Source organism: Arthrobacter sp. J156 (genome assembly GCF_056172865.1).
Genome location: NZ_CM149650.1, coordinates 1,027,138 through 1,040,010, shown reverse-complemented (window position 1 = coordinate 1,040,010; position 12,873 = coordinate 1,027,138). Strand labels below are relative to the sequence as shown.

Below are 12,873 nucleotides of genomic sequence, written 5' to 3'. Positions count from 1 at the left end.
CCGTCATCCCCAGGTATGAGCCGGCGGTCCCGCCCGGTCCTACGGCGTGACGACGCCGGTCGCGTAGGCGATCAGCACGGCCTGGACGCGGTCGCGGGCGCCGAGCTTGGCCAGGATCCGGCCCACGTGGGTCTTCACGGTGGCCTCGGAGAGGAACAATCCGGCGGCGATCTCCGGATTCGAGCGCCCCGCGGCGATGAGCTCGAAGACCTCGCGTTCCCGCGCCGTGAGCGAGCCGACGGCCGCGGCGTGCTCGCTGCTCTCCGGCGTCGGCCGCCGCAGCATGGGGGCGACGTGGTCCAGGAGCCGCCGCGTCGTGGACGGGGCGATCACGGCGTCGCCGCGGTGGACGGTGCGGATCGCCTCGAGCAGCTCCTCGGGCGGGGCGTCCTTGAGCAGGAAGCCGCTCGCGCCGGCCTGGATGGCCGCGAGCGCGTACTCGTCGAGGTCGAACGTGGTCAGGACGATGATCCGCGGGCCCTCGCCCTCGGCCCCGCCCAGGAGCCGTTCCGTCGTGGCGATCCCGTCGAGCTCGGGCATGCGCACGTCCATGAGGACGACGTCGGCGTGGGAGACCGCCGGGGAGGCAAGCGCCTCGCGGCCGTTGGCAGCCTCGGCGACGACATCGAGGTCCGGCTGGGAGTCGATCAGCATGCGGAAGCCGCTGCGGACCAGGAGCTGGTCGTCCACGAGGGCGACGCGGATGGGGCCGTGGGGGTCGTGCATCAGTCCTCCGAATAGGGAATGAACACCGAGGCCTCGAAGCCGCCGGCGGGGCGGGGGCCGGCGTGGACGGTGCCGTCGTAGAGCCGGACGCGCTCGGCCATGCCGACGAGGCCCTGGCGCGAGCCCGCGGTCTCCTCCGAGGCCGTGGCTCCCCGACCATTGTCCACGACGGAGACGGTCAGGCCGCCGGCGCCCCAGTCGGTCCTCACCGTCGCCGTCACCGCGGGCCCGGCGTGGCGGATGACGTTGGTCAGGCCCTCCTGGACGGCGCGGTAGGCGGCGAGCTCGGCCCCGGGCGGCAGGCTCCTGCGGCGGTTGCCGGAGGCGCCGAGGACGACGTCGAGTCCCGACGTGCGCGTGGCCTCCACCAGTTCGGGGATGTCCTCGAGCGTCGGCAGGGGAGCGGACGACGCCTCGTCGTCGCTGCGCAGCACGCCGAGGAGGCGCCGCATCTCGCGCAGGGACTTGCGCCCCTCGTCGGCGATCGTCCCGAGCGTCTCGACGGCGAGCCCGGGACGGTCCGCCGCGGCGTAGCGGGCGCCGTCGGCCTGCGTGATGATGATGGACAGGGTGTGGGCGACGATGTCGTGCATCTCGCGGGCGATCCGGTGCCGCTCGTCGGCGGCGGCGAGCTCGCGTTCCTGCTGCCGCTCGACCTCGAGGCGGCGGGCCCGGTCCGTCACGGCCTTCAGGGCCAGGCGCCGGTTCCGGGCGAGGTCCCCGAACGTCCAGGAGAGCAGGACGATCAGGCTGATGCCCAGGAAGCTCAGGACGAGTCCCTCGACGCTGAAGGCCCCGCCGACGGTGCCGAAGCGCAGGGTCGCCATGAGGGCGCCGGTGATGCCGAGCGCCAGGCCGGCGAGGGACTGCCAGCGGCGGCCGTACGCGGCGAGCGTGTAGAGCGTGATCGGGACGGCGACCTGCGAGGGCAGGAACGTGTCGACGAAGGCGAGCTGCAGGAGGCTGCCGGCGACGACGACGGCGGCGCTCGCCCCGGGCCGCGTGCGCCGCCAGATCAGGGCGAGCAGCTGGATCGAGGAGACGGCGAGCACGGCGAAGGCCGGTGTGAAGGCGGCGACGATCCCGGGAAGCAGGCCGAAGAGGAACCACAGGGTGAGTGCAAGCCACAGGTCGACCGCGTCCGGGTGCTCCCGGATCCAACGGTCGATCGAGCGGTGCGGGTTCATAGACTAGAGCATAGGTTGTCGAAGCCGCGGCTCGGGCGGGCGGCCCGGCGGTGTGGGGTAACCGCGGCGTGGGCGTCCCGCAGCTTGATAGCGTGGAACTGTCACCCCACCGCCTTCCGAGGAGTCCCATGTTCGGTCCCGGCCCGCAGGAACCGCGGCGCATCGGGCGCCGACCGGTGCTCGCGGCCCTCGGTGCCGGTTTCGCGGCGTCCCTTCTGCGCGCCCCCGCGGCCTGGGCGTCCCGGGGCGCACCGGTCCACGGGCGGGACGTCCCGCTCGAACGCCTTCCGGACGCCGTGGGGGGTCCGCTGCGCCGCGTGGATGGGGCCGTCCGCGAGCTCTCGCCCGTCCGGGCCCGCTACTACACCGATGAACGAGGTGGGACGCGCCTTGCCCTGGGCTGCATCGGCCTCGACCGCCAGCTGCAGATCCTGGATCCTTCGACGGGGAGGAACCTGCGCACCGTCGAACGCGTGACCGACGCCCAGCAGGGAGTGCAGGACTTCGCGCGGCTGCCTGACGGCGGAGGCTTCCTGGTGCTGTCCGGGCACGGCCTGCACGTGGTCGACGAGAACGGAGAGGTCACACACCACGGCGACTACGCCGAGGGGGTCGAGGACGGCTACGAGCCCCGGGCCGCGGCGGACGGCTCCGTGTGGGCGGGCAGCTACGGGCCGGGAGGGCACGCGCGGTTCCTTCGGATCGACCCCCGGGACCTCTCCGTGGAGTACCTGCCGCCGATCGACGACGCGACGGACTACGTGCGATCGGTCTCGATCGCCGGCGGCACCGTGTGGGGCGGGATCGGCAGCCGGGAGCCGGCACTTGTGTCGATGACCCTCGACGCGCCGGGCCGCTACACGATCCACGCGCTGCCCGAACCCGCGACCGGCAACGTCCAGCGCGTCCAGGCGTGGGAGGACGTCGTGGCCGTGAGCTACCGCCGCCGCGACGGGTCCAATGCGACCGCGCTCCTTGACCCGGAGACCGGGCGCTACACGCAGCTCGACTCCAACGCCTGGCGATTCGACGTCATGCGCGAGGGCAGGATGCTCTACTACTTCGACGGGCGCTCCCTCGTGGAGGTGGAGATCGCCACGCGGCGGGAGCGGCGCCTCATGGACCACGCATGGACGGGGTGCGACCTCCTGGCCGCCGAGATGCACCCCGGCGACGGCGGGGCGCGGATCCTCGCGGTCGGCCGGCACCGGGGCACGGGCCGCTACGTGCACGCGGAGCTCGCTCCGGTCAACGGAGTCATCACGGAGGCGTCGTGGCTCGAGGTCCACCCGTCCGCGATGAAGGTGCAGACGGTCTTCGCCGCCCGCGACGGGAGCGTCGTCGCGGGCGGCTACCAGGCCACGACCCTGGGCCTCTACAACGCCGATCTGGGCGGGCGCCGCAGCGTCCGCGGACCGGTGGGGCACGTGCAGCCCGAGTCCATGGTGGACGGGCCCGGGGGAGTCCTGCTCGCCTCCTATCCGGGGGCCGCGCTTAGCGTCCTGGACACCGACGCGGGCACCGCGACGGCCCTTGCGGCCTACGAACGGACCCATGGGCATTCCCGTCCGTTCGGCATGACGCGCGTCGACGGGCTGCTCGCGATCGGCTCCGTCCCCTCGCAGGGCCGCCAGGGCGGCGGGCTGCTGCTCGTCGGCCCGACGGGCGGCGACGTGCGACGGTCCGTGGAGGGGCTCGTCGGAGGGCAGTCGATCGTGGGACTGGCCGCGCACGAGGGCGTGCTGTACGTGACGAGCACGGTGCGCGCCGCGTACGGTGCGCCGGACGCCGAGGGCCCGGCCCAGGTGCTGGCGTACGACGTCGGGTCCGGGCGCGCGCTGTGGCGGACGCCCCTGCCGGGGGAGGGGGAGGTCACGTCCCCGATCAGGATCGGCGCCTACCTCTATTGTTCGCTCGCCAACGGGATCGTCCGGCTGCGGGCCGACGACGGCCGTCCCTCGGGAACGTTCCGCCTCTACGCGACCCGCAATGCCCGCGGATACCGCTCGACCCGCATCGCGTGGCACGCACCGAGCCGGCAGCTGGTCCATGCCGGCGGCGGCGACCTCGTGGCGGTGGGGATCGACGCGGGCACGCGCCGCCTCCTCGCCTCGGGCGGGTACTCGTATCCCGCGGTCGGCGGCGGCCGCCTGTACGCGGTCCACGGCGAGACCGACGTCGTCGAGATCGCCGTCCCGTCCACAAAGTGAGACGGATTGCCCGTCATGCGGACGGACTTCCTAGACTTCTCGCATGAGCACAACGATCGATCTCGCAGTCATCCCGGGCGACGGCATCGGGCCGGAAGTCATCGCCGAGGCCGTCAAGGTCCTCAAGAAGGCCACGCAGGACGAGGACGTCCGGCTGACCCTGACGGACTACCAGCTTGGCGCGGCGCACTGGCTCGCGACGGGCGAGACGCTGACCGACGAGACCCTGGACGCCCTGCGCCGGCACGACGCAATCCTCTTCGGCGCTGTAGGGGCGGCACCGGGTGACACGCGCATCCCCTCGGGCCTCATCGAGCGCGAGCTGCTGCTCAAGTTGCGCTTCAGCCTCGACCACTTCGTGAACCTGCGCCCGTCCAGGCTCTATCCGGGCGTCCCGAGCCCGCTGGCCGATCCAGGTGCCGTGGACTTCGTCGTCGTCCGCGAGGGCACGGAGGGACCCTACGTCGGCAACGGCGGCGCGCTGCGCGTCGGCACGCCGCACGAGATCGCCACGGAGGTCTCCGTCAACACGGCGCACGGCGTCGAGCGGGTCGTCCGCGACGCGTTCGAGCGGGCCGGCGAGCGGCGCAAGAAGGTCACGCTCGTGCACAAGCACAACGTCCTCGTCCACGCCGGCCACTTGTGGCGCCGCACGGTCGAGGCCGTCGCCGCTGAGTACCCGGGCATCGAGCACGACTACCTGCACGTCGACGCCGCGACGATCTTCATGGTCACCGACCCGTCCCGCTTCGACGTCATCGTCACGGACAACCTCTTCGGCGACATCCTCACCGACCTCGCCGGCGCCGTGACGGGCGGCATCGGCCTCGCGGCGTCCGGGAACCTCAACATGGAGCGCACGGCGCCCTCGATGTTCGAGCCCGTCCACGGCTCCGCCCCGGACATCGCGGGCCAGCAGAAGGCGGACCCGACGGCCGCGATCCTCTCCGCGGCGCTGCTCCTGGACCACGTCGGACTGCCGGAGGCGGCGCGGCGGATCGAGGCCGCGGTCGAGGCCGACGTCGCCGGCCGGGCCGCGCTCGAGGGGCCACGGACCACGGCGGAAATCGGCGACGCAGTGTGCGCCGCGCTCCCGGCGTGAGCCGCATCAGCTAGCATCGGGAGTCGTCGGTCCGCGAGGGGCCGGACACAGGACGATCCGGGATCCAGGGGGACGCATGTCGGCGTGGGCGGTTGCCTCGACGAGTCAGGGACGTGAGCCGGAGGTCGGTGCGGTCGAGTTGTGGCCGGGCGTCGTTGGGCTCGGCTTGTCGGCTCCGCGGCCGGCGCGTCCCTTCGGGCCAAGGGTGCACGTGCTCGGGCTCTCCGGCGCCGGGGTGGTCGGCCGCACGTTCCTCTCGAGCCCGGACGAGCTCGCCCGGTGGCTCGCGGCGAATCCGCGATCCACGCCCGTGGACCTCGGGGCCCGGCTCCGCGGCGCCGTCTGCGCGGTGCTGTACGAACCGCGGACGCATCGTGTCAGCCTCGTCCCCGATCCGCTCGGCAGCGCGTTCGTCTATTCCTGGCGCCACGGCCACGCGTTCGTCCACTCCAACGACCTCGGCCTGCTGCGTCGGCTCGTGGCCCGCCGTGGCCACGGGCTGCGCAAATCGCTTCCGTACCTGCTGTCGGTCCTCGCCGTGGGCAACGGCGGCTACTACCCGGCCAGCTACGAGGACGTCGAGGTCCTCGCTCCGGGTCGCCTGCTCGAACTCTCACCCGAGGGCGAGGCCCGGCGGGACTATCGGCTGCCGGCAGATCTGGGGGCGGCCGCAGCGCGTGAGGCCCTGTCCGCCGAGCTGTGCGACAACGTCGAAGCCTCCGTCGCGAGCGGTGCCGGCCCCGTCGTCGCCCACCTCACGGGAGGCTTCGACAGCCGGCTCGTCCTCGCCGCCCTCCTCGCGACAGGCCGGGCCGGCGACGTCGCGTTCTTCTGCAGCGGCCCGCCCACGTCCCTTGACCGGTGCGTCGCGGACGGATTGATGCGCCAGTACGGCTTGCGGTCGACGGGCCACCCCGGGTTCGACACGGTCAACCCGGACCGGACCCTGGCCGCGCAGCGCTTGGCGATGACCGAGGACGCCCACGGCATGCTGACGGCTTCGCCCTCGCTCGGCATGCGCCAGCCCGACGGCGGCTCGCTGATCCTGAGCGGCGGCTACGGCGGTCTCCTGCGGTCGCAGTACGGGCACAGGAAGGGCGCCGAAGCCGTGGGAAGCGGGCTGACGCGCGCCCTCTGGGGCAATACGGCCTTCGGCGACGACGACGTGCGGATCACGAGCCCGGAGTTCAATGCCGCACTGACGTCGCGCGTCCAAGACTCCGTCCGCGCCCAGCGCGCCAAGGGACTCGATGAATCGGCCTGGCTCGACGCGATGTTCATGTCGGTGCGGAACCGCTACTACATCGGCCTCACCTCGAGCCTGGTCAGCCGCTCGGTCCCGCGCTTCGACCCCCTCTACTCGCCCCTCGGGGCGTACGCGGCGCTGCGCGGCCCCGCGGAAGAGCGCGCCGTGAACCTGCTCGGCTTCGACGTCATGGACGCGCTCGCGCCCGGGCTGAAGTCGTGGGAGTTCGACACACCCCGCTTCAAGGACGGATACACCGCGCTCCGCGGCCCTCAAGCCGTCAACGAGCTGCCCCGTGAGGGTGCCATCGACCGCGACGCGCGCCGCCACGTCTTCCAGGGACGGGTGACCGACTCGGCCGCGAGCCCCAGCCGGGAACAGATCGAGTTCGCCAACCGGATCAAGGCGAACCCCGGCCAGGTCGCCGGCATGGAGTCGATGCAGGCATCGTGCCGAAAGCTCATGGCCGGGATCGGCCGCGACGCGCTGGAGGAACACTTCAACTGGACGGTGCTGCGCCGCCTCACGCACAAGCCGCTCGGCAACCGCGTGCACATCCGCCAGGTCCACTACCTCAACGACATCCTGGGGTGGTACTACGCCGACCCCGGCCTCGACGTCGCGGGCAGTGCGCCGGGCCCGGACGTGTCCTAAGCTGGTTAACGGTCATTAACGCAGCCCGGAAGGGCTCCCAGTCGTAGAGGAAGTGCGCCGGCACATGGAATTCTCACAACAGCTCTCCACCACCCCCACGAGCGCCGAAGACCGCGCCGCCATCCTGGCCAACCCGGGCTTCGGCGACCACTTCACGGACCACACCGCCGTCATCGACTGGACGCTCAAGGACGGCCAGGGCCAGTGGCACGACGCCCGCATCGAGCCCTACGGGCCCATCGCGATGGATCCGGCCGCGTCCGTGCTGCACTACGGCCAGGAGATCTTCGAGGGCCTCAAGGCCTACCGCCACGCCGACGGCAGCGTCTGGACGTTCCGCCCGGAGGCCAACGCGGCGCGCTTCAACAAGTCCGCCGAGCGCCTGGCCCTGCCGCAGCTGCCGCCCGAGGCCTTCGTCGAGTCCCTGCGCCAGCTCGTCTCCGTGGACCGCGAGTGGGTCCCCTCGGGCGACGGCGAGGCCCTCTACCTGCGCCCGTTCATGATCGCCACGGAGGCGTTCCTCGGCGTCCGCCCGGCCCATGAGGTCTCCTACCGGGTCATCGCCTCCCCGGCGGGCAACTACTTCGGCGGGGAGCTCAAGCCCGTCTCGATCTGGCTCTCCACCAACTACGCGCGGGCCGGCCGCGGCGGCACGGGCGAGGCCAAGTGCGGCGGCAACTACGCCGCCTCCCTCGCCGCGCAGCTCGAGGCCGAGGCGAACGGCTGCAAGCAGGTCCTGTTCCTCGACCCGTTCAACGACGACGCCGTCGAGGAGCTCGGCGGCATGAACGTGTTCTTCGTCTTCACGGACGGCCGGATCGTCACCCCGGCGCTCAACGGGACCATCCTGCACGGTGTCACCCGCTCGTCCGTGCTCCAGCTCGCCCAGGACCGCGGGCTGACGGTCGAGGAGCGCAAGATCACCCTCGAGGAGTGGCGCCGCTCCGTCGAGGACGGCACCCTGGCCGAGGTCTTTGCGTGCGGCACGGCCGCCGTCATCACGCCGATCGGCGAGCTCAAGACCGCCGACGGATCGATCACCTCCCCGGCGCCCGGGCCGGACTCGGTCGCCATGGCGATCCGCGAGCAGCTCCTGGGCATCCAGACCGGCACGGTCGAGGACACCCACGGCTGGCTCACGCGCCTCGCGTAGCACCGGGTCATACGACGACGGGGAAGGGGAGCCGGCCGCCGGGCCGGCTCCCCTTTCTCATACACTGGCCCCATGCGAATTCTCGTCACCGGCGGCGCCGGATACATCGGTTCCCACACGGTCCTGCAGCTCCTCGAGGCCGGCCACGAGGTCCACGTCCTGGACAACCTCTCGAACTCCTCGCCGGAGGCGCTGCGCCGCGTCGCCGTGCTCGCGGGAAGCGAGGCCCGGCTGCACGTCGCGGACCTCGTCGACGGGCCGGCCGTGGACGCCGTCCTGGCCGGGGTGCGGCCCTCGGCGGTCATCCACTTCGGCGGCCTGAAGGCCGTGGGGGAGTCCGCGGCCCAGCCGCTGCGCTACTACCGCAACAACGTCGCGGGGACGCTGAACCTGCTCGAGGCCATGGACCGCCACGACGTGCGCACCTTCGTGTTCAGCTCCTCGGCCACGGTCTACGGCGATCCGGAGCGGCTTCCGATGCGGGAGGACAACGCGCTATCGGCGACCAACCCGTACGGGCGCACCAAGCTCCACATCGAGTTCATGCTCGACGACCTCGCCGCAGCCGATGCGCGCTGGTCGATCGCGAAGCTGCGCTACTTCAACCCGGTCGGCGCGCACGAATCCGGACGCATCGGGGAGGACCCGCAGGGCGTGCCGAACAACCTCGTCCCGTTCATCGCGCAGGTGGCCGTCGGCCGGCGCGACGAGCTGAAGGTCTTCGGCGACGACTACCCGACGCCGGACGGGACGGGCGTGCGGGACTACATCCACGTCGTCGACCTCGCCGCGGGCCACTTGGCCGCGCTCGAGTACCTGGCCGAGCACGGCGGGCTGCGGGTGTGGAACCTGGGCACGGGGAACGGATCCTCGGTGCTCGACGTCCTCGGCGCCTTCTCGCGGGCCGCGGACCGGGAGCTGCCGTACTCGATCGCCCCGCGCCGCGACGGGGACATCGCGGCGAGCTACGCGGACCCCGCCCTCGCGCGCGAGGAGCTCGGCTGGAAGGCCGAGCGCGGGCTCGAGGACATGGTCAAGGACGTCTGGCGCTGGCAGTCCGCCAACCCCTTCGGGTACGCCGACGCCGGCCCCGACGGCCCGCACGGCGGGAATCCTGCGGAGGAGGAAGACGCCGAGGCCAGGCCAGGGGACGGCGCGGAACGCCCGGCTGGGGCCGGGTCCGCGGACGCCGATAGGGTGTAGTCCATGCGCATTGCACGTTTCGTCATCGACTCTGATCCCCAGTACGGACTCGTGGAGGGCGACGAGGTCGCCGTCATCGCGGGCGATCCCTTCTTCCAGGGTGTCCAGCCCACGGGGCAGCGGCACGCCCTCGAGGACGTCCGCCTGCTCGCGCCCATAATCCCCCGCTCGAAGGTCGTGTGCTTCGGCCGCACGTACGCCGACCACGCCCGGGAGCTCGGCAACGAGGTCCCGGCCTCGCCGCTCATGTTCCTCAAGCCGAACACCTCGATCGTCGGACCCGGTGACCCCGTGACGCTGCCCGCGTTCTCGGAAGAGGTCTCCTACGAGGCCGAGCTCGCCGTCGTCATCGGGCGGATCTGCAAGGACGTCCCGGCCGAGAAGGCCTCGGACGTCGTCTTCGGCTACACCGTCGCCAACGACCTCACCGCCCGCGACGCCCAGCGCACGGACGGGCAGTGGGCACGCGCCAAGGGCTGGGACGGCTCCTGCCCCTTGGGCCCGTGGATCGAGACGGAGCTCGACGTCGACGATGCCGCCATCACGGGCCGCCTCGATGGCGAGGTCGTGCAGTCCGGCAGCACGGCCCAGCTGATCTGGAGCGTGGCCGACCTCGTCGCCTACGCCTCGCAGGCCTTCACCCTGCTGCCCGGCGACGTCATCCTTACGGGGACGCCGGCCGGCGTCGGACTCATCGAGGAGGGGCAGCGCTTCGAGGCCGAGGTCGAGGGCATCGGCACGCTGTCGAACACCTTCCGGCGCTGACGTGTACGGTCAGCGACGCGTCGGCCGCGTGTTCAGCGGCGCGATGACGGAGGTCTACAAGCAGCGCGCGGCCCGGCCCGCCTGGCAGAAGCGGTTGACGCGGCTCTGGTTCCTGGCCGTTGGCCTGGGCGTCGGGGCGCGGATCAACCACCATCTGGGCGGGCCGGACTGGGCGACGGGCGTGCTGCTCGCGGCGGCGATCTCCCTGGCCGTGGTGCTCCTGGTCAGGCGGATCACCGCCGGGTTACGGGCGCGATCGGGCGGACGGACCGAACGCTAGAGCGTCCGGCACTGGTCCTCCTTGCTGCCGGAGACCTTGTTCTGGCCGCCGACGGGCCGGGGGCTGTTCTCCTTGCACTGCAGGTTCCCGCGGACGGTGTTGTAGCTGATCCGCTGTTGGCCCCGGTTCTTGAAGACCTGGACGTCGCCGCGCACGGAGTTGCGCACGATCCAGCCCGTCTTGCCCTCCTCGTGCTGGATGTTCCCGTTGACGCCGTTGCCCTCGGCCCGCAGGGCCTGGTACTTGGTCTGCAGGTCGCCGCCGATCCGCGTATTGAGCACGCGCGTGGCGCCCGAGGTGCGCTCGGCCTGGACGTTGCCCCAGACGCGCGCGTTGAGGACCTGCACGGAGCCGGCCTGCTTGGCCTGGACGTCGCCCTTGACGTGGGTGCGGGAGACGAGGACGGTGCGCGGCGCCGTCGTCCCCTGGATATTGCCCTGGACCGTGCCGTAGTACGTTCCGAGGGAGGAGTCGCGGCCGACCTTGACGTCGCCGCGGACGACGACCCGGCTCAGCTTGCACGTCGCGCCGGCGGGGACGACGACGTTGCCGGACACGGTCGTGTTGGCGATGGTCCCGCGGCAGGTCCGGTCGGCGGCCTGGGCCGGGGTGGCGGCGAGAAGGCCGCCCGCGGCGAGCCCCGCGGCGAGCGCGAGGGTGGTGAGTTGCTTCTTCATGGTCTTGATCCCTTTTTCGGTGCTCGCGGTGACATCTCCGATCCAACGCCGGCCGCGTGAACGGGGCATGAGAGGGCCGTGAGAGCTTTCTCATGTGCCGCGCCCGGCGGCTAGACTCGCTTGCATCATGACTGCGCCTAATTCCCTTCCCACCGTCACCGCCGAGACGCCCGTCCGCGTCCGCTTCTGCCCGTCCCCGACCGGGACCCCGCACGTCGGGCTCATCCGCACGGCCCTGTTCAACTGGGCCTTCGCCCGGCACACGGGTGGCAAGATGATCTTCCGCATCGAGGACACCGACGCCCAGCGCGACAGCGAGGAGAGCTACCAGCAGCTGCTCGAGGCCCTCGACTGGCTCGGCATCGACTGGGACGAGGGCGTCAACGTCGGCGGCCCGCACGAGCCGTACCGGCAGTCGCAGCGCTCGGAGATCTACGCCGGGGTGATCGAGAAGCTGCGCGCCGCGGGGCACCTCTACGAGTCGTTCTCGACCCCCGAGGAGGTGGAGGCCCGCCACCTCGCCGCCGGCCGCGACCCGAAGCTCGGCTACGACAACCACGACCGCTCGCTGAGCGCCGAGGAGATCGCGGCGTTCCGTGCCGAGGGCCGCGAGCCGGTGCTGCGCGTGCGGATGCCCGACGAGGACATCACGTTCACGGACCTGGTCCGCGGCGAGATCACGTTCAAGGCCGGCTCGGTGCCGGACTTCGTCGTCGTGCGGGCCAACGGCAAGCCGCTCTACACCCTCGTGAACCCGGTCGACGATGCGCTCATGGGCATCACGCACGTGCTGCGCGGCGAGGACCTGCTCTCCTCCACGCCCCGGCAGATCGCGCTCTACCGCGCGCTCGTCGACGTCGGCGTCGCGCAGGACATGCCGCTCTTCGGCCACCTGCCCTACGTCATGGGGCAGGGCAACAAGAAGCTCTCCAAGCGCGACCCGGAGTCGAGCCTCTTCCTGCACCGGGAGCGCGGCTTCATCCCCGAGGGGCTGCTGAACTACCTGGCGCTGCTCGGCTGGTCGCTGAGCGCCGACGAGGACGTGTTCGACCGCGCGCAGCTCGTCGAGGCCTTCGACGTCGCCGACGTCCTGTCCAACCCGGCCCGGTTCGACCTGAAGAAGGCCGAGGCCATCAACGGCACGCACGTGCGCCGGCTGGAGGCGGGCGACTTCCGGGAGCGGCTCGTGCCCTACCTGCGCCACGCCGGCCTCGTGGGTGACGAGCTGACGGCGCGCGAGCGCGAGGTGCTCGAGGAGGCGGCGCCGCTCGTGCAGGAGCGCATCACGCTGCTCGGCGAGGCGCCGGAGATGCTCGAGTTCCTCTTCCGTGCCGACGAGGAGATCGTCGTCGCGCAGGACGCGCTCAAGGGCCTGCCGGGCAACACGGACGAGGTCCTGGCCGCGGCGGAGTCCGCGCTCGGAGGCCTGGGGGAGTGGAGCAAGGAGTCCATCGAGGCGGCGCTGCGCGAGGCGCTGATAGAGGGTCTGGGGCTCAAGCCGCGCCTGGCGTTCGGCCCGGTCCGCACGGCGGTTTCGGGCAAGCGGATCTCGCCGCCGCTCTTTGAGTCCATGGTGATCCTGGGCCGTGAGTCCTCGCTTGAGCGCGTGCGCCGCTTCGCCGAGGACATCAAGAGCCTCTAGCCGGCCGGAGGGTGGCGCGGCTCACAGG

General features: G+C 71.9%; 11 protein-coding genes. 8 read left to right on the top strand and 3 right to left on the bottom strand.

The window, feature by feature from the left end; all coding sequences use genetic code 11:
- Nucleotides 1–39: 39 nt before the first annotated feature.
- Nucleotides 40–726 carry a response regulator transcription factor gene (locus AC0QR5_RS04805; protein ID WP_329860889.1) on the bottom strand — a complete coding sequence of 229 codons (687 nt, stop codon included), beginning with the start codon at nt 724–726 and terminating at the stop codon, nt 40–42.
- Complete coding sequence (locus AC0QR5_RS04800; RefSeq protein ID WP_329860888.1) at nt 726–1,913, bottom strand: sensor histidine kinase; 1,188 nt, start codon at nt 1,911–1,913, stop codon at nt 726–728. Before AC0QR5_RS04800 ends, AC0QR5_RS04805 begins: the two co-directional genes overlap by 1 nt.
- Nucleotides 1,914–2,041: 128 nt before the next feature.
- Between AC0QR5_RS04800 and AC0QR5_RS04795 the strand changes: the two genes are divergently transcribed.
- The 7 genes from AC0QR5_RS04795 to AC0QR5_RS04765 all read left to right on the top strand — a co-directional run bounded on the left by AC0QR5_RS04795 (nt 2,042) and on the right by AC0QR5_RS04765 (nt 10,526).
- Entirely contained in the window at nt 2,042–4,123 is a 2,082-nt protein-coding gene (locus AC0QR5_RS04795) for a hypothetical protein (protein ID WP_329860887.1), read from the top strand.
- Nucleotides 4,124–4,166: 43 nt separating this feature from the next.
- Entirely contained in the window at nt 4,167–5,225 is a 1,059-nt protein-coding gene (locus AC0QR5_RS04790; RefSeq protein ID WP_329860886.1) for a 3-isopropylmalate dehydrogenase, read from the top strand.
- Between the two features lie 211 nt (nt 5,226–5,436).
- On the top strand, nt 5,437–7,125 hold the full coding sequence (locus AC0QR5_RS04785; protein WP_329860884.1) for a hypothetical protein: 1,689 nt from the start codon (nt 5,437–5,439) through the stop codon (nt 7,123–7,125).
- A 64-nt stretch (nt 7,126–7,189) separates the two neighbouring features.
- Nucleotides 7,190–8,278 (top strand): branched-chain amino acid aminotransferase, encoded by a 1,089-nt coding sequence (locus AC0QR5_RS04780; RefSeq protein ID WP_329860883.1) that lies wholly within the window; start codon nt 7,190–7,192, stop codon nt 8,276–8,278.
- Between the two features lie 72 nt (nt 8,279–8,350).
- Nucleotides 8,351–9,481, top strand: a complete 1,131-nt coding sequence (galE, locus tag AC0QR5_RS04775) for a UDP-glucose 4-epimerase GalE (RefSeq protein ID WP_329860882.1) — start codon at nt 8,351–8,353, stop codon at nt 9,479–9,481.
- Between the two features lie 3 nt (nt 9,482–9,484).
- Nucleotides 9,485–10,246: a fumarylacetoacetate hydrolase family protein gene (locus AC0QR5_RS04770; RefSeq protein ID WP_329860881.1), complete on the top strand. Its 762-nt coding sequence runs from the start codon at nt 9,485–9,487 to the stop codon at nt 10,244–10,246.
- Between the two features lies 1 nt (nt 10,247).
- Nucleotides 10,248–10,526: a hypothetical protein gene (locus AC0QR5_RS04765; RefSeq protein WP_329860880.1), complete on the top strand. Its 279-nt coding sequence runs from the start codon at nt 10,248–10,250 to the stop codon at nt 10,524–10,526.
- Here AC0QR5_RS04765 and AC0QR5_RS04760 read toward each other — a convergent pair.
- Complete coding sequence (locus AC0QR5_RS04760; RefSeq protein WP_329860878.1) at nt 10,523–11,203, bottom strand: hypothetical protein; 681 nt, start codon at nt 11,201–11,203, stop codon at nt 10,523–10,525. The two genes, AC0QR5_RS04765 and AC0QR5_RS04760, sit on opposite strands and share 4 nt — an antisense overlap.
- 127 nt (nt 11,204–11,330) lie before the next feature.
- Between AC0QR5_RS04760 and gltX the strand changes: the two genes are divergently transcribed.
- A complete protein-coding gene (gltX, locus tag AC0QR5_RS04755; RefSeq protein WP_329860876.1) occupies nt 11,331–12,845 on the top strand; it encodes a glutamate--tRNA ligase in 1,515 nt (504 codons plus the stop codon).
- The last annotated feature ends 28 nt before the right edge of the window (nt 12,846–12,873 follow it).

What these genes read in the sequence shown, in the direction of transcription:
- AC0QR5_RS04805 (WP_329860889.1), bottom strand. Translation starts at nt 726, where the DNA reads ATGCACGACCCCCACGGCCCCATCCGCGTCGCCCTCGTGGACGACCAG.
- AC0QR5_RS04800 (WP_329860888.1), bottom strand. Translation starts at nt 1,913, where the DNA reads ATGAACCCGCACCGCTCGATCGACCGTTGGATCCGGGAGCACCCGGAC.
- AC0QR5_RS04795 (WP_329860887.1), top strand. Translation starts at nt 2,042, where the DNA reads ATGTTCGGTCCCGGCCCGCAGGAACCGCGGCGCATCGGGCGCCGACCG.
- AC0QR5_RS04790 (WP_329860886.1), top strand. Translation starts at nt 4,167, where the DNA reads ATGAGCACAACGATCGATCTCGCAGTCATCCCGGGCGACGGCATCGGG.
- AC0QR5_RS04780 (WP_329860883.1), top strand. Translation starts at nt 7,190, where the DNA reads ATGGAATTCTCACAACAGCTCTCCACCACCCCCACGAGCGCCGAAGAC.
- galE (WP_329860882.1), top strand. Translation starts at nt 8,351, where the DNA reads ATGCGAATTCTCGTCACCGGCGGCGCCGGATACATCGGTTCCCACACG.
- AC0QR5_RS04770 (WP_329860881.1), top strand. Translation starts at nt 9,485, where the DNA reads ATGCGCATTGCACGTTTCGTCATCGACTCTGATCCCCAGTACGGACTC.
- AC0QR5_RS04760 (WP_329860878.1), bottom strand. Translation starts at nt 11,203, where the DNA reads ATGAAGAAGCAACTCACCACCCTCGCGCTCGCCGCGGGGCTCGCCGCG.
- gltX (WP_329860876.1), top strand. Translation starts at nt 11,331, where the DNA reads ATGACTGCGCCTAATTCCCTTCCCACCGTCACCGCCGAGACGCCCGTC.